Genomic DNA, 16,323 nt, shown 5'->3' with positions numbered 1-16,323 from the left:
CTCATCATACCCCTTTCAGAAATTATTAGCAGAAGCCCCTTAGATAACTGAAAAGACGAATGTTCATTTCTTTATAATATTTACAAATTTAATATTGCCAACTACTATTCAGATACATTATAATATGGATATCTTTAGCGATTAATATTAATTAATTAGTGGGAACATGGCACTGGGAGGATAAGACGTGGATAAGACTAATAAGAAATTGGATATCGTAGTTCAGTTAACCCCTGAACAGAAAAAACGCTTCCAGGAATATATACCATTAAAGGTCTACGCAACAGAAAAGAATATTGCCATTATTGTAGCGCTTATACAATTGGTCATGATAATTGTTTTTATGAACAGCAAGCATCTGTCATTTGAGTTTACGCGAACCATGGGGTATTTCAGTTTGTACGTGTTTCTGTTTGTTGTTACCTGCATCGCAGTTGTTTTGTACCCTTATACCGTGAATCGAAAAAAGTACAGCCAGTTTTTCTGGCTTCGCAGAATTTATACTGCCTGTTTATGTCTATGGGTACTGGGTATCACCTGTATGGAACTGCTGGGCGGCAAAAGTTTATCCGTATACTGCTATCTGCTCCCAACAACGGCGGCATTTTTATTGCTTACTCCCCTGGAAAGTGCAGCAATCTTTGGCTGTACCTGGCTTTCCCTGGTTTTTATTTCCATTAAGTTTGCCAATTCAAATAATAATATGTTTGGCTATATTGTAAATGGCATTTTAGTAACTGTTCTATCCTTTTTTATTTCATATCGATATTATCGCAGCACCGCAATCGAATTTTGCGACCGGGACATTATTTCCCGGCAGTATGATGAAATACAGAGGAAAAACGATCTGTTGGTTGAGCTGGTTAATATTGACCAGTTAACCGGACTTAATAACCGCCATTATTTATTAAATAATATATATCCGTTATTTGCCAGTGCGCGGACAAAAGGTTACTATGGTATGTGCCTGATGCTGGATATTGATTATTTCAAACAATATAATGATTTATACGGTCATGTTCAGGGCGATGTTTGTTTGCAGAGGATAGCCGGGATCATCCGAACTATCAGTTTAAGAGAAGATGCCTCTCCTATCCGATATGGAGGCGAAGAATTCCTTATTATCAAGATTTCAGAGCAGGCATTTGATGCTGAGCATTTTGCTCAAAATCTACTTTCATCCATAAAAAAAGATCACATCGAAAGAGACGATGTAAAAGAGAAATACGTCACGGTCAGTGCCGGACTCTGGTATGGTAATCTGAAACCTATGGATCATATTGAGGCAGCGATTAAATATGCAGACGATGCTTTATATGAGGCTAAAAAGGCAGGGCGTAACCGCATTATAAGTTCAGATTTAATCACAGAAACATAAAATGTCATAAAAATATTAGTATGATTTCTTATAAAAAGATGGAACGCAGGCTTTCATTTACACGTCAAAAAGCCTGTCGTTCCCACTGTATTATCTAATTATCTTCTACTCTCTTTTCTGCAATGCGGACACTGTTTTTTATCTCTGGTTCGGCTTATTACACTTGCTTTCCAGCGATGTCCCTCCTCACAAATCCATCCAACAACTTTATGACTCTTATAGAGAACATCATGGGCATTTAATGTTCCGTTTTCCCGATCATCCCATTCTTTTACCAATTCTGGATATAATGAAGCCAGGGAATTTTCTTTACACACACGGTATCCCGCACAATATGGACACCCCCTTTTGCTTTCCACCTCGTGGGCAATCCTTCGCTGCCATTCATGATGGGGATAGTCCGGACACTGCCACCAGACCTTTTCCCCGGATTTAGCAGAAACAATGGAAGGATTCAGATCACCATTTCTATTATAATTCCAGCGCACTGCAACATCCGGATACATTTTAATCAGACTTTCACCATTGCGCACGTACCTGCTGCGGCATTTCGGGCATTTACATCCCATAACACGATTATTAATTTCGCATTCCCATTCGTGTCCCTGAGGACAGATCCACCATACCTTTTTATTAGATCTGGGACGTACATCCTGAGGATTTAACTTTCCATTCCTGGTATAATTCCATTCCTTAGCCAGTTCCGGATATTGGATAGCAAAGTTTTCATCCTCTGTGGCCAGACGTTTGCTGCAATATGGACAGCCTCTGTCTAACATACTCCGGTTAGCCACCCGCGCTTTCCAGGAATGCCCCTTATCACAAATCCACCATGCCTCCACCTTATTCCCATAAGAAATCTCCCATGGAGAAATATCATTTTTGTCCCAGTCCCATTGCTCCAGCAGCTGGGGATATTTTTCAGCCAGACTATTTTCCTTCGTAAATCTTCTGCCACTACAATATGGACATCTGCCGCTCCTAACCATTTCTTTCACTGATCTTTGCCACAAATGGCCCTTTTCACATTTCCAGCTGACATTTATATGAGAATTTACCGCTACATCATCCGGGGTGAGTTTACCATTCTTGGCCTTATCCCACATTTTAGCAATCCCGGGCTTTACTTTGGAAAGCCTGTTTTCATTACTTACCCGATGCCCAGAACAGTACGGACAATTCTGATTTCGATTCGTTCTCTTATTGGGTGTCGCCTTCCATACATGACCATATTCACATTTCCACACATATGGTGATCCTTCACCAAAGCTGACCATCTCCGGCGTAATAGGCCAATTCGCTTCCTTGTGCCACTCCCTGGCAAGTTTCGGATACCTGGATGCCAGGCTGTTCTCTTTTCTCCCATTAACAAGAAGCGTACGAATGTAATGCCTGTCCCGGTTCACATCAATATCCGCATTAATTTCCCCATTCGTACCCAAATAATATTTTACATTAATGTATTCGAAAATTTTAGAAATAACCTCATCCATATATTTATAGGATGCATCCACCTGGCATGTTATTTCTCCGGTTTCCAGGATTTTCTGCTTTTCTTCTTCGGGGCTGTCTTCTGGGCTGTCTTCCTCGTTATTACATTGGCTCTGGCTGGTAAATGTGAACTGCTTTAAGGACTGAGAAGAAGGGTGACCGTTTCGAGTATGGCAATGACTCATATCGTGATTGGTGTTCTGGATGTGGTTGGTGTTCTGGATGTGATTAGCGTTCTGGATGTGATAATCACCTTTTCTTTGCATCATACTTTGTTCGCTGCACTGACTCTTATTTTGAGTCCCGGTCTGATTCTTGCACTCCCTGATTGTCAAAATATCCATCCCTTGCCTACGCAAGTATTCCACTTTCTTTTTATCAAATGCTTCCCGGTTATAAATCTCATGGAAAACCCCATTATATTCAATCCCCAATTTAAAATCCGGTATATAGATATCTACTTCAAAACCACTGATCATAGCACGGTTCTGGCAATCGGGAAAAAACTTCTTCATATAATAAAAAACAGCCTGTTCAGGAAAAGATGACTTACTTTGCTTATTACATTCCGGACATCCCTGAGCATTTTTTGTCCTGTTAACAATAACAGCCTGCCATTTATGAGACTGATTAAAACTACATACCCAAAACACCTTTTTCCCGCTGTAAGGATGGACCTCTTTGGGATTCAATTTATTCTTCTTATAATCCCATTCTTTCGCTATTTCCGGAAAAAGTGCTTCTAAATTATAGTCCTCACTGACTCTGCTTCCATTACAATAAGGACACCCCTCTAAGCGGTACTGCTCATTTGGTCCCAAAGACCATGAATGCCCCTTGCCGCATTTCCACCAATATTTTACTTTAGAGCGAGGAAGAACTTCTTCCGGCAATACTTTATTTCTGTCATAATCCCAGAAATCCAGCATTTTAGGATCAGTAATCGCTAAATTATATTCGGATGATGCCCGCCTGCGGGAACAATAAGGACAGTCCGTGTTTTTACATCTGGTCCGCCACGCTGGAGACATGGTCCAGCTATGACCTTTTCCACACTTCCATGCCACAGGTATTTTAGAACTGCTTGGTACCTCACCTGGTGATTGTTTATTTGTATCGTAATCCCATTGACTGATCATTTCTTCTTTGTGGTATTTTATGCAGTAGTCTTTAAAAGATAGCTTCATTTTTATCACTCTTCTTTTTTGGTATTATGTTTATGATCGACTGGATCATATCTCATTGTTTCATAATTTGTTCCTGAATGGAAATAATATAATTTTTATCTTTATAATTGCTTTTGCTGCTTTTTAATTTTACCTTCATAATTGCACTTGCTGCTTTTTATTATTACCTTCATAATTGCTTTTGCTGCTTTTTATTATTGGTTTTTACTATTGCCTTTCACTCTTGCTTTTCATTGTTTTATTTTCATTGCATTTCATACTTACTTTTTATCATTATCTCATAATTATTCTCCGACGTCATCCTTACTACTTGTAATCGTAAAAGCTATTCGATTTATATCATAAAAATAATCGATCTATAATCTTAATGGCGGACTTTCTTTTACTTTTATTAATAGATTATTTTCTGCTCCTTAGACTTCATGTTTTTTACCGCGAAGATTTTGTATAAATATTGCACATATTTATAATTATAGGTTTTCATTATTGCCTTACTAAGCTACAATATATATCTATAAAAGCTGTAATCATAACAAGTCAATTTAATCAGCATTTAAAAAATGACTTATTAAATACTACCAAATCTGTGCAAATAAAAACAGGAAAAACGGAACCTATACTGTTATGATAAATCTACAAAGGCAAAAGGAGAATCACATGGAATGGACCGAAAGTATTAAAAAAACAATTTCCTATATAGAAACCCATTTACTGGATCAGGAAAACATACAACATATTTCAAAAAAGATAGGAATTTCTAACTTCTATTTGCAAAAAGGTTTTAAACTTATGACCGGATATTCCATCTCAGAATATATCAAAAACCGCCGGCTTTACCTGGCTGCACTGGATGTCATCGCCCACAGAGACAAAATCATAGACCTTTCCTATAAGTATGGATACGAAACACCCGAAAGCTTCACAAAAGCCTTTGTCCGTTTTCATGGACTAGCTCCACGGGAACTGAGAAAGAATCCTGCAAAAATCAATATCTTTCTGCCTTTGAAAATAAAAATAAGTATTCAAGGAGGCAATAACATGAATTATACGGTTGAGAAAATGAAAAGTTTTAAAGTAATCGGTTTTCAAAATGAAGTTCCCTTTGATACCTCTTATCAGGTAATTCCAAAAACCTGGAATAACTTTGCCCAAACATATCTCCTTCCACTTTATTCAAAAGAACAGCCTGAAGGTGATATAGAAGAAACTATCTGCAATTGCTGTATAGGCGAATATGGCATCTGCATTGATGATCTGGGCTCAGAAGAAAATTTCCGATATATTATTGGCGGTCATTATAACGACGGAAAAATCCCGGAAGGCATGATTATATACGAATTTCCGGAACTGTTATGGGCAAAATTTTCCTGCAAAGGACCTCTTCCCGAATCCTTACAATCCATAAATACAAAAATATTCAGTGAATGGCTGCCAGGTAACAGCGAATATGAAATTGCAATGGGGGCAAATATCGAATGGTATAGTAAAGGTGATATGGCAGAGTTAGATTATGAAAGTGAGATTTGGATTCCGGTCAAACAAAAATAAGGTTATAGCTTAGTTGAAGATAATTTTTTTGAATAATCTTTTAAACTTGCTTTACTTGCTTTCTAAAATCAAGTCTTGACTCAGCTATATGATAGCATTTAGGGGGGATTATATGGGGTTTCAGTTCCATACAATCCCCCCTAATTTCAGGTTAAAGTAAGAAAATACGTCATTTACAGCTTCACGTCACTGCAACTATCTGATTATATCTTCTAACATTTCACAAAATATAATTCATACCATACTAAGAATGTATAAATAGTCCAAATCTTTCTCCAGTTATCGGAGTTTCCTGCGATATAGTCCGCAAATATCCCATTAATTTCCTCTACGTCAAAGAATTTTTCTGCCATCTCGCTGCGGAATTTTTCCCGAACATCCTGATTATATCTATCATCTGCCATCCAAATCCGAATCGGCACAATAAACCCAAGCTTTTTACGAAAAGCAATTTCATCCGGCAGAACTTTTGCAGCAGCTGTACGGAACGCCACTTTATTCTGCTCCTCATTAACTTTATATTTAGAAGGCATCCGTGATGCAATGTCAAATATTCTAGTATCCGTAAGGGGCATTCTGATTTCCAGGCCAGCAGCCGTACTCATATTGTCTACATTAAAATAAATGTCCCCTTCCAGCCAAATCTGAATATCTACAGCCGACATCTTCGTAAGAGGATCCAGACCTTCTGTTTCCTCATAAATTCTCTCAGCAAGTTCAATCGGAAGAACATCCGGATCATACTTTTTCAGAATCCTCCGCTTCTCATCTTCCTTCATGATATTGGTATTTCCCACATAAAACGTCTTCAAATTTTCCCCATAGCGTTCCGCGTTACGATACATATTATATCCGCCAAAGAATTCGTCTGCTCCCTCTCCGGAGTAACAAATCTTCGTGTGCTCGGCTGCCGCCTTACATCCAATGGCAAAAACAATAGCAGAAGCATCCCCAAGCGGCTGTTCCATATTATACATAACATAGGGAACTGTTTCAAAATATTCTTCTGGGGTAATCACACGTCTGGAACTCTTACGTCTAAGAATTTCAGCCGTCTGCTGTGCCAGTTTTGACTCATCAAACCGTTCTTCTTCATAACCGCAGGAATCCGTCATCTCTACATCGGACATAGCCAGGACGTAAGAAGAATCAACCCCTCCGGATAAAAATGATTCCGCCGACTCATCCGCCGACTTTACCTCAGGCATAATCTTCTGAAGCGTAGTATGAATCTCATCTGCCCATTCCTCAAGAGACTTACTCTCATCCGGATGAAATTCCGGAGACCAGTAACGTTCAATCTTCAGCCTCCCCTTTTCCCAGACCATATAACGTCCGGGCATCAGCTTTTTCAGGCCACGGAAGAACGTATTCTCTCCCGCCACATAGGTAAGGCTCAAATACAACTGCAGCATCTCTTCATTCAATTCTTTCACAAATCCCGGCATTTCCAAAATCTTACGAATAGACGTACCATAGAGAAGTTCTCCATCTTCCGTCTCATAATAATAAAATGGCTTCGTTCCAAACTGATCTCTCAGACAGAAAAGCTGCTCTTTTTCATCATCCCAAAGTGCAAACGCAAACATGCCATGCATGTGGTTTGCCATGTCACTTCCCCAGGTTTCGTATGCTTTTGCTAAAATTGTATGTTCACGGTTTTCTCTTGATAAAGTAGGGTCAATGTCCAGTTGCTTGCAAAGTGCTTCCCAATTGCGGATATGGCCTCTGTATTCTTTTATTTTTATCATGTGTGTATCCCTCTCATATATAGTATCTTTTTCTGGTTTGTCGCTTCCAACCAGGATATTTGTTTGATTTACTTGTTTATTTTAGCATAGTATTGAGGATTCAGCAAGAAAACGTGAGAAATATGGGGGATTTTGTAGAAATGTGGGGATGAGGGGATTGCGCATTTACACCACTTCCTTTATATTTTTATGAGGCCAGACTCTTAATGAGTCCCGCTTGTTTGGGGATACCAATTAAAGTAACTCTCGGGAAGTCTTCTGTATGTACCGGAACTGTGACCTTACCATGTTTGGAAACTTATACTCATCTTTACCTAGATAAGGAAAAGATGCTTTTCACACAATTAAATACCTTAAAAGTTCACGGTTTATCCTGGAATGTCTCTGTAAAAGATCAATTGCTCGGCTTCCTCCATCAATTTCAGAACCTTATTTAAGAGTACCCAGCTATTATTGATATAGGCAATGAAAAAATTTATCGAGATCGGGAAAAGAGAGAGAAATCCTTTGTGACAATAAAAGAATTTAAGAATGAAGTTGAGTTAGATACAAAAAATGAAACTGAGCTTGCTGTTGTAGAAATCTTTCAAGCGGATTATTTGGAAATCTGTGGAATTGTCTACTGTCTCACAAGCTATGGATTACCACTAGAATAACTGTAAAAAGCAACCGCTCCATTTTATACCATGGAGCGGCTGTATTCTTAATTTTGGGCTTATAGCGCCAATTAATGTCATATTAATGTCACCGAGCGGTTATAATATAAAATGCTTGGAAACCGCATAAACACTGTGGTTCCTTGTTTTCAGACGCTATTTAAACTCGTCTCATTATAATATAATTCTGTTATTTGATATTGCATTTATAGATCAATTAGTATCCATTTTCATTATATTATTCTCCGTTTCTTTGACCATCCCAATAACTGTACTTAAAATGAACTCATTCCTATTTATAGATTTTATATTTTGTGAAAGAATTACTATTTGATCTCAACTACTTTACCATACACCTTAAAATTATCATATTCATCAATCATTATATCTGGATAATCACTATTTATAGAGACCATATATGTATTTTTTTCATTATGTTGTATTCTCTTACAATAAACCTCTCCGTTATGATAAAAAGCTCCAATTTGCCCCTCTTCAAGCATATTACATTCTTTTATCAGAACAATGTTTCCATCTTTTATAATAGGCTCCATACTATTCCCTCTGATTTTCAGAGCAAAATCACACTTTTCATTATCTGTTTCATAATCTTTATAAGGAACATTATCCTCAAGGATACTATTACCCAATCCTGCAGAAAGCGGTAAATCATATAATTTAATAACTCTTGGCTTCATTTCTTCTAGTTGAGTTTCCTTTATTTCAAATGTCGCATTACTAGGTATACTTTTCGCCCATCCTTCAATGTCCTTAATAGCATTACTCACATTTTTCAAGTGTGCTTTGATATGATCCGGATTAATAAAAAACATAAAGCAAAGAACATCTCTTGCTGTTCGCCTTTTTTCACTTTCTGATATATAATTATAAAAATTAGCATTATCGTGTAAATTATATATTTGTTCTTCATAATGACTTTCATTATGCAAAACCAATCGATACATTAAGTTTTCGAAATAACTAGAATGATCTCCTAACGTCTTCAGCACATTAGCATCACATGAAACATCTTGTATACTTGTTCTATAATTAAATGTCGAAAATGCCTCTAATGCACGGCGCATTGTATTCCCTATAGTAATATTCCCTTCATCACCAGAGCTTTTGGCATATACATAAATGATTTGTAATAACTCACTATATTCGCTCCGCTTATTTTTAAACGCATTAAGCCCATTATCTACTAGCTCAAACACTGAATAAGTGGTATGACCTACACCAGCATCCTTTTTGGTTGCAACACATATCTCATCAACAGCTTTTCTTAAGTCAAATACTGTAACAAGATCATGTGATAAGATTAATAACTTGCTTTGACTATTTGCTCGTATAATTCTATTTATTTGATACCGCAAGAAAGACATTATCCCTACTTTATTTTCAAAATCAAAACTTGATATAGGATCATCAATTATTACCATTTTCTCATTCTGATAAGCTTGTACTACCTCTTGGTTCTCCATAATCTGTGTAAAAAAGTAACATAATGCAATTATATTTCTTTCCCCCAAAGAAATTTTTTTAGGTTTAACATCATGACCCTTTGACTTTAAATAATATTTGTTGTTTCTAAGTTCTATTGATAGTCTTCCTTTTGTAAAAAACACATAATCAAGAGCATTGTTTATAGCACCAATAGCTAATCCTATACTACTTTTTTCTGCCTCAAGTTGTAAAATTTCATCACATATTTTTTTATAAGCATTATTTTTATCATCGTATGTATTCTTACGTAGTCTATGTTCATGCAATTGATTATTATAATCGTCTAGATTTTGCGCAATTTGGTGATGTGCTATCAATTTATTTATATTAATCAATTGCTTTTTCGTTGATTCGATTTTGCTCGATGCTTCATTGAATTGTCTACGCTTTTCTTCCAACTTATACAGTAGTACATTAAGTTGTTCAATATTTTCGGATAAACCTAATCGACTTATATCAATTATTGTATATATATTATTAGTTTTTTCTTTAATATACCCTTTATATTGTTCAATAATAGTCTTACAGATTTCCAGCTGATTCAAAATCTTATTTACAAGTTCTGAATCCAACGTTATATACTGCTCATAATCGTCAACCAATTGCGGAAATACTATCTCATTTAGCTCTGTTTTATGCTCATCAACATCTTTATTTAAAACTTGATCTATGCTTGCAATTAAATCACTCTTATATTCATCTGTAACCAATTGAAAACAATACGGACAATGCTTTACTTGATTATCCACAAATTTTGCTCTGGCTTCTTCCACATTAACCTGCTGCCCCTGCTCTATCGCTAAGATAATCAACTTTTCGCGTTCTGTTAAAACAGGTTTTTTTATTAATTTTTCCAATACCTTACAAATTAATTCTTCTTTTTCTACTTCATGATTAATTTGTTTTATTTTATTCATATATTTTTCTGTCGTTTGAATTTTATTTAAGAGATTCCGAGTTTCATCAAGCTTTTTTTTCAATTCAGGAATACTTAATTCGGTAGACATTGTGCTTATCTCATTAATTACTGCATCGGTTACGGAACTATTAACACGACTTCCTTTGATTTTCGAATCAATTTCCGCCCATCCACTAGGTTGTTTTAGAATTTTTTTGATTCTTTCCATGTGATATAATGGACTAAGTGGATTTTTTTTATCACCACACTGATCAAGATCTGCTTTTTTTAAGGCTAAGTCATTTTTTATATCTTCTCTATCCTTTTTCTTTTTGTTAATTTCATCTTCTAAATCAACACGTCCCCCAAGTAAAATAATTGTGCCTAACGCATCTTCCTCTATCTTGACATTTTTATCTATATAGCACTCATTGAACACTGAAACGCTTGTAATTGATGGCATCTCCTGATCATTGCTCAAAAAAGAAACTGAAATATCTGAGACATCGTTTTGCAAATTTGACGCAAGAATTCCTTCAGATATTGTGCTCTTACCACTACCATTTTTACCATATATAATAGCTATTCTATCTTTTTCATTAGGATAAAATTCTAGATTCGCTATATCTTCAAAACATCTACCCTGAACAGAAATCCCTTTTACCTTTTCCAACATAATGTTTTCTCCCTAATACTGTACTTTTATTTCTTTTAAATACATTGTATCTTTTACTTTAATACGAATTCTCTATTCGTAATTTTCTACACTTCTATTTTCTTTTCTAAATTATACCATATTTCGTTAAAAAGGAACACTCTCAATCTGCCATGGGTATTAATCCAATAATATACGCCACTTTTTACTTCAATTACATCATTTATTCTGGCTTACTGATTTTCTGTTGCCAATATGTTGCCATTACTCCATTGTATTTTTTGATAAAATAATTTTTTTGGATATATCTGATAAAGTGCTCTCTCTAATCTTGCCATCCTCTATTTTATTGGCAATTGAATTTGCAAGCAAAAGATTGTTACTTTCTGCAAATTTTGCATGAAACTTAACAGCTGCCTCTATATTTTTAGTATACATCTTAATAAAAATCGCTCCAATAAAATCTACAGCAATCCCACTTAGACTCCCTACTACTAACAGAATCTCATCCGTTTCAAAAGACGTATACATATACAAGGTTACTCCTACTATCAGTATACCAAATATAACCATTATAATACCAAGTACAGAGAGAAATTTCGTTTGAGTTAAATTCATATCATAATATCTCATTAACTCCTTTTGATTCATTCTAAACATTTTTTCTGCTCTCAAGGCTCTTTTCTCTGGATCTATTTCTGAAAACTCTTTTTCCTCTATACGAGCCTCTTCTTCTAATTTTTCCATTTTCTTTGATTCTTTCAAATCGAAGAAACTGCTTACAGATACCATAAAGCAAATAAATGCCAAAAAGCCTATTATATATACTAGCATCTGTCCAATTGGGAAATCAAATATCTTATCATATATTTGAAAAGCAAGAAATACTAAAAGGATGCCAAATACAAGACCACCTATTATTCCGTTTCTATCTTTTTCTGATTTTTTCTGTACCTTCTGTTCAGCCTTATTAACTTCACTCTTTGCCGGTCTTTCCTCCATAACTTCTTTCTCCTAAGTATTATTGAATTTGCAGCTTTTTTTGTACCAATCTGCAAGAATATATATACAGCAGGCACTCCTATGGACTACCTGCTATATAAAATAATTTGTGCCAAAATTTAGTTTAATCAAATTCGGCGTGTCCTTTGTTTTTCTTAACTATTTCTATTAAATTTTATGCGGATTCACGTCTTTTTTACTTCAAGTACATCATGTATTCTAGCTTACTGATTTTCTGTTGTCAAATTGTTGCCACTATTTAGAAATGCTTTTGTACATGTGTTAGTAAAATACAATGTTCTTTCCATCTTTTAAATAATCCGGAATCTCCACATCTTTTGTAAGTGGATGTCCCCTAAGCAAAATTCTTATTGCCCTAATGGAACCATATATATCTACCATCAATTCTTTCTGCTTTTCATATACATCTACATTGTAACTATTATTAGTTAATTCATGTGCAGGAACCTGTCTAATCTTTCTTACCTGTTTGATTGGTTTAATTATAACTTCATCTACGTCAAAATTGGCTTGAACATTTTGCAGAAGCCACTCTTTGAACATTACAATACTCCCCTTATCCTTCCCTTCCTCATCTTTTCGTTCAATTCCTCTTATAAGTACAGAATCTTTTTGAAATGCTTTTATCGAAATATTGTGTACTACCAATTTTTCAAGCACTAATACAAAATCATAATAATTTTTCATTGTTGGCAATAGTATATTTCTATATCCCTCTGGCATATCTGTATAAAATGTTCCATATGTATGTGAAAATAATTTAGGAATATTCATTGCTCCACAAAGATTATTAATCACTTTCATTTCCCCTAAAAGAGCATGAAATATCCAGTATTGGGTGACCCATTCTCCCATAATCAAATTTTTAATAAACCCCTCACTGACTTTACAATTATTTTGATTTTCTAACTCAAAACCTTTCCAAAGCATCTGAATCTTAGGCGATAATTTAGCCAAATCTATTACAAAGACTCCTATTGCCCTATTTAGTTTTTCTCCCTCTATATATGCCATACCATAATCCTTAATATATTCGTTTGAAGAACTTTCTTTATAAAATTCATCTTTAATACATATAGTACCTCTATACCCATTATCCATAACTAAAAACTTAGGATTATTAATATATCTTTCTAATATTTCTATATCAAAAAAAATTACTTCGAACTTTTCCTTGCCTCTTTGTAAAAGAACGGTATATGGTTTCTGATAATCAATTTGGATTCCTTCTAATGCCATATCTGTTGGATAAAAACATGTATGTCCATCAGTATTCCTTGCATTTACTATTTGATGTTCCTTAGATAATTCTAAATCAAATCCTTTGATATGAGGATTCAACACATCAACTTCGGAAATTGCTTGTACAAATCCATCTTTGATTAATTCTATCATCTCATTTACATCATAATTTTCTATTTCGTAAATAGGCAAACCATTAAAACTACTTGAATTCAAATAGTGACTAATAACTTCATCCCGTAATTTGCTATCCTTCATGGCACTTCCTCACATTTATTTATACAAAGATATTTTTTATTATATCACGCCCCTAACTAAAAATACAGATAAATTGTGTATAACCGTTTTAACCCGAAAAGCTAAACCCCAAATTTAACGATAGGAACATTAGTTCATTCTCTAATAATTTATAGCCTTTTTTGCCTTATAGAGGATACTTAGGACAGCCCAAAAATAATCTTTTCTTTTATATACTATTCTTCCGTATACTTGATCCTAATTTCATAGTTTCCATAGCTGCCATATACAATCTCCAAAGCATAACGTCCTATTTTCACCGTTCCCTCACTGAGAGGATAGAACAATTTATTATCCGCATCAAAAATAACAAACTCTTCAAGCAACTTATTCTGAACCGTGTTAAGAATTTTTTCAATACACTCATCGCAAAACACCTTTTTTATTCTTTGCACGCTCACAATACCTCTTTCACGCTGAACCACAGCACTTCCTTCACTCTGCCCCGGGCTTTTTGTAATACGAATACTGGTCTGGCTAATCTCATCATATCCAAAATTCATTCTTGTTCCGCCATCATCACTATCCGAATCAAACCATTTTCAAACAAATCCAAAGAATACAATCCCCCATTATTAGTACAAATAAGGTAAGCCTGTGCCGGATAACTCTCCATGCAGGTAATGCAGTCTTTAGAAGTATTGGGAATCTATTGAGCAGCTTTTTTAATATCCTGTCCATACTCGCCAAGTATCAGATCCCGTCTGATGATTTTGGCAATCTCATTATACTCATCTTCTGTTGCAGATGCCATGTAGGCACCTATGGTATTCAAAACCTCTTTACCTTTTTCATTCTGCCGGCTCACACGTAAATTACTTGTTGCAATCACAAAACAGCAGAGGCTTACCGTAGCCATACACATAATAAATGCTCCGTGCCATATGGAGCGTTTATCTGATTGGCTTAAATGCTTCATCGAATTGTCAAATTCATCCTCTCTCCAATATTCCAACCATGCACGTTTGATTCTACTCCACAGCCTCATACTCCACACCTCATACCTTTTCTATGCATTTTAATGTTAATTAACCACCTTTAAAATATAAAGTGCATCACCTAGCTGTCAAGTGACTGTATATATTTCATATAAGATGATTTACCATAAAGCCATACTAAAGATGGAGGATAGAAATATGGCTACAGATAAACGTGTATTCACCTTACGTTTAACAGATGAAGTTTTTGATAAAATCGGCATATTAGCATCAGATAATCACCGCTCTATGACCAATTATATTGAATATGTGCTTATGCAACATTTGGTGAAAATGGAGATGGAACATGGGGTAATTGAAATCAATCAGGCAGAATAGACATATTATTTTACTGTTTTAAGCCATCTTACATGTACAAAGTGCCATCACTAGACAGTCTTATGAACGTATAAAACCCTGACTAGTTGGGTTACCATATATTCATACTCGAAATGGTGGAAAAATTATGGCAACCAATAAGCGTGTATTTACCTTGCGTGAATACGTCCTAATGCAAAATTTAGAACAAATAGAAAGAGAACATGGGATAATCAAGATTGAAGAATCCGAATAGCCAACTTATTCTCGGGCTGTTTGAATGCTTAACATTCTCTTTCTATACAATAACGGGTGCGCCAAAAGTCGCACCCGTTACCCATATTAGCAATATACAATCTCAGCCAGTATAACCTCTTCTGCTGCACTTCTAATATTGTTCTTATCATATAAGTGCTTTTTCATATCATTTTCCTACCTTTCCATTCCTCTGCTTTTTGGCTTTTTCTTTGGCTGCCCAAACATTGGTACTGCCGCATCTTGCTTCGCCTTTTCAAGACGTTGTCTTATACTTTTTTCTTTTTCCAATTGCTCCACCTGCTTTTGTTCCGCTTCTTGCCATTCCCGGACTTCATCTTGCCTGACAACGGCAAAAACCTTACCTTCTCCTAACACACGCACCACCCGCTCAAACATGGTAGAGAACTGTTTTAGGCTGCTATTTTCTTTAACGAGACTGTCATACCCTGAAATTAGCAGATTGTTCTTTGCCTTTAGCTCCCTGTTTCCTGCTCTAACCCGCTTTAATTCCTGCATGATTTCCGCTAGTCTTGCTGCTAATGCCGCTATCGTATTCTTCATCTTTATAAATAATGGCTTTGCTTTGTTTTCCCGGTAATTGACAGCCCGTTCCAATGCCTTTGCCGGGGGAAGTATCTCTTCCACCTTCGCCCTGAATTCCCTTAATTCCCTGTCAACACTCTCCATCACAGGCTTAAGTATTTCCAATTCCCGTTCATACATGTGGGTCTGCTTTAGAGCCAGTTCTGCCCTGCTTCTTGCTTATTCTGCGGCTTTTTCTGCCTTTTCCCTATTCTCCTCCAACGATTCTACGCTTGCCATGTTCTCTGTAATTTTCTCTACTAATCCGGCACTTTATTCGAACCGTGCCTCCGTCTGGACAAATCGGTCTTTTCAACCTATACAACTATGTTTGATATGTTCCGTGCATGGCAGCAAGAAGCCGCCAACCTGGAACAGGGCAACATCACAAAAGAAGAATATGACCAGTGGCGTTACAACTACCCCAAACTAGATACCTCAAAGCATTGGGTGCATCTTCCTTCTCAAGAGCTAAGTGATATGCTCGCAGAAGAATTGGAAAAGGAAAGCAAAAGGAAAAAGAAAAAATAGACACAAAAAACCTTACCGAAATTCA

The 16,323-nt window shown here is 35.9% G+C and carries 13 protein-coding genes; 5 read left to right on the top strand and 8 right to left on the bottom strand.

Going from position 1 to position 16,323, the window contains the following annotated elements; all coding sequences use genetic code 11:
- Nucleotides 1-187 precede the first annotated feature (187 nt).
- Nucleotides 188-1,378 carry a GGDEF domain-containing protein gene (locus QR40_RS29630; RefSeq protein WP_052430744.1) on the top strand — a complete coding sequence of 397 codons (1,191 nt, stop codon included), beginning with the start codon at nt 188-190 and terminating at the stop codon, nt 1,376-1,378.
- Between the two features lie 98 nt (nt 1,379-1,476).
- On the opposite strand, the gene QR40_RS07735 is transcribed toward QR40_RS29630, so the two are convergent.
- Nucleotides 1,477-4,056 carry a zinc-ribbon domain-containing protein gene (locus QR40_RS07735; RefSeq protein ID WP_044294226.1) on the bottom strand — a complete coding sequence of 860 codons (2,580 nt, stop codon included), beginning with the start codon at nt 4,054-4,056 and terminating at the stop codon, nt 1,477-1,479.
- A 657-nt stretch (nt 4,057-4,713) separates the two neighbouring features.
- Between QR40_RS07735 and QR40_RS07730 the strand changes: the two genes are divergently transcribed.
- Entirely contained in the window at nt 4,714-5,604 is an 891-nt protein-coding gene (locus tag QR40_RS07730) for an AraC family transcriptional regulator (protein ID WP_044294225.1), read from the top strand.
- 212 nt (nt 5,605-5,816) lie between these two features.
- Here the strand turns inward: QR40_RS07730 and asnB are convergent, their stop codons facing one another.
- Nucleotides 5,817-7,355 (bottom strand): asparagine synthase (glutamine-hydrolyzing), encoded by a 1,539-nt coding sequence (asnB, locus tag QR40_RS07725; protein WP_044294224.1) that lies wholly within the window; start codon nt 7,353-7,355, stop codon nt 5,817-5,819.
- Between the two features lie 509 nt (nt 7,356-7,864).
- Here asnB and QR40_RS31695 point away from each other — a divergent pair.
- Nucleotides 7,865-8,011: a P-loop NTPase family protein gene (locus QR40_RS31695; RefSeq protein ID WP_160295782.1), complete on the top strand. Its 147-nt coding sequence runs from the start codon at nt 7,865-7,867 to the stop codon at nt 8,009-8,011.
- Between the two features lie 326 nt (nt 8,012-8,337).
- Here QR40_RS31695 and QR40_RS07720 read toward each other — a convergent pair whose 3' ends face one another.
- From QR40_RS07720 to QR40_RS30720, 5 genes are all read right to left on the bottom strand, one after another.
- The gene (locus tag QR40_RS07720; RefSeq protein ID WP_044294223.1) at nt 8,338-11,091 is read right to left on the bottom strand and encodes an AAA family ATPase; all 2,754 of its coding nucleotides are present in this window, start codon (nt 11,089-11,091) and stop codon (nt 8,338-8,340) included.
- Nucleotides 11,092-11,334: 243 nt separating this feature from the next.
- The gene (locus tag QR40_RS07715; RefSeq protein WP_044294222.1) at nt 11,335-12,072 is read right to left on the bottom strand and encodes a TRADD-N-associated membrane domain-containing protein; all 738 of its coding nucleotides are present in this window, start codon (nt 12,070-12,072) and stop codon (nt 11,335-11,337) included.
- A gap of 282 nt (nt 12,073-12,354) precedes the next feature.
- Nucleotides 12,355-13,593: a hypothetical protein gene (locus tag QR40_RS07710; RefSeq protein ID WP_044294221.1), complete on the bottom strand. Its 1,239-nt coding sequence runs from the start codon at nt 13,591-13,593 to the stop codon at nt 12,355-12,357.
- A gap of 215 nt (nt 13,594-13,808) precedes the next feature.
- Complete coding sequence (locus QR40_RS30725) at nt 13,809-14,135, bottom strand: hypothetical protein (protein WP_052430743.1); 327 nt, start codon at nt 14,133-14,135, stop codon at nt 13,809-13,811.
- Nucleotides 14,136-14,281: 146 nt separating this feature from the next.
- Nucleotides 14,282-14,620 carry a hypothetical protein gene (locus QR40_RS30720; protein ID WP_052377726.1) on the bottom strand — a complete coding sequence of 113 codons (339 nt, stop codon included), beginning with the start codon at nt 14,618-14,620 and terminating at the stop codon, nt 14,282-14,284.
- A gap of 148 nt (nt 14,621-14,768) precedes the next feature.
- Between QR40_RS30720 and QR40_RS07700 the strand changes: the two genes are divergently transcribed.
- Complete coding sequence (locus tag QR40_RS07700) at nt 14,769-14,948, top strand: Arc family DNA-binding protein (protein ID WP_044294220.1); 180 nt, start codon at nt 14,769-14,771, stop codon at nt 14,946-14,948.
- A gap of 411 nt (nt 14,949-15,359) precedes the next feature.
- Here QR40_RS07700 and QR40_RS07695 read toward each other — a convergent pair whose 3' ends face one another.
- The gene (locus QR40_RS07695) at nt 15,360-15,908 is read right to left on the bottom strand and encodes a hypothetical protein (protein ID WP_044294219.1); all 549 of its coding nucleotides are present in this window, start codon (nt 15,906-15,908) and stop codon (nt 15,360-15,362) included.
- A 186-nt stretch (nt 15,909-16,094) separates the two neighbouring features.
- On the opposite strand from QR40_RS07695, the gene QR40_RS07690 reads away from it, so the two are divergent.
- Nucleotides 16,095-16,298, top strand: a complete 204-nt coding sequence (locus QR40_RS07690; protein WP_330373689.1) for a hypothetical protein — start codon at nt 16,095-16,097, stop codon at nt 16,296-16,298.
- The last annotated feature ends 25 nt before the right edge of the window (nt 16,299-16,323 follow it).

The organism is Robinsoniella peoriensis, assembly GCF_000797495.1.
GTDB classification, from domain to species: Bacteria; Bacillota; Clostridia; order Lachnospirales; family Lachnospiraceae; genus Robinsoniella; species Robinsoniella peoriensis.
Note: the sequence above shows the minus strand (reverse complement) of the source record. Positions and strands in the feature narration are given on the sequence as shown.

Excerpts from the sequence above, each read along its gene's own strand:
- QR40_RS07710 (WP_044294221.1), bottom strand. The coding sequence starts at position 13,593 with ATGAAGGATAGCAAATTACGGGATGAAGTTATTAGTCACTATTTGAAT.
- QR40_RS07735 (WP_044294226.1), bottom strand. The coding sequence starts at position 4,056 with ATGAAGCTATCTTTTAAAGACTACTGCATAAAATACCACAAAGAAGAA.
- QR40_RS07730 (WP_044294225.1), top strand. The coding sequence starts at position 4,714 with ATGGAATGGACCGAAAGTATTAAAAAAACAATTTCCTATATAGAAACC.
- QR40_RS30720 (WP_052377726.1), bottom strand. The coding sequence starts at position 14,620 with ATGAGGCTGTGGAGTAGAATCAAACGTGCATGGTTGGAATATTGGAGA.
- QR40_RS07690 (WP_330373689.1), top strand. The coding sequence starts at position 16,095 with ATGTTTGATATGTTCCGTGCATGGCAGCAAGAAGCCGCCAACCTGGAA.
- QR40_RS07715 (WP_044294222.1), bottom strand. The coding sequence starts at position 12,072 with ATGGAGGAAAGACCGGCAAAGAGTGAAGTTAATAAGGCTGAACAGAAG.
- asnB (WP_044294224.1), bottom strand. The coding sequence starts at position 7,355 with ATGATAAAAATAAAAGAATACAGAGGCCATATCCGCAATTGGGAAGCA.
- QR40_RS30725 (WP_052430743.1), bottom strand. The coding sequence starts at position 14,135 with ATGAATTTTGGATATGATGAGATTAGCCAGACCAGTATTCGTATTACA.
- QR40_RS07695 (WP_044294219.1), bottom strand. The coding sequence starts at position 15,908 with ATGTATGAACGGGAATTGGAAATACTTAAGCCTGTGATGGAGAGTGTT.
- QR40_RS07700 (WP_044294220.1), top strand. The coding sequence starts at position 14,769 with ATGGCTACAGATAAACGTGTATTCACCTTACGTTTAACAGATGAAGTT.
- QR40_RS07720 (WP_044294223.1), bottom strand. The coding sequence starts at position 11,091 with ATGTTGGAAAAGGTAAAAGGGATTTCTGTTCAGGGTAGATGTTTTGAA.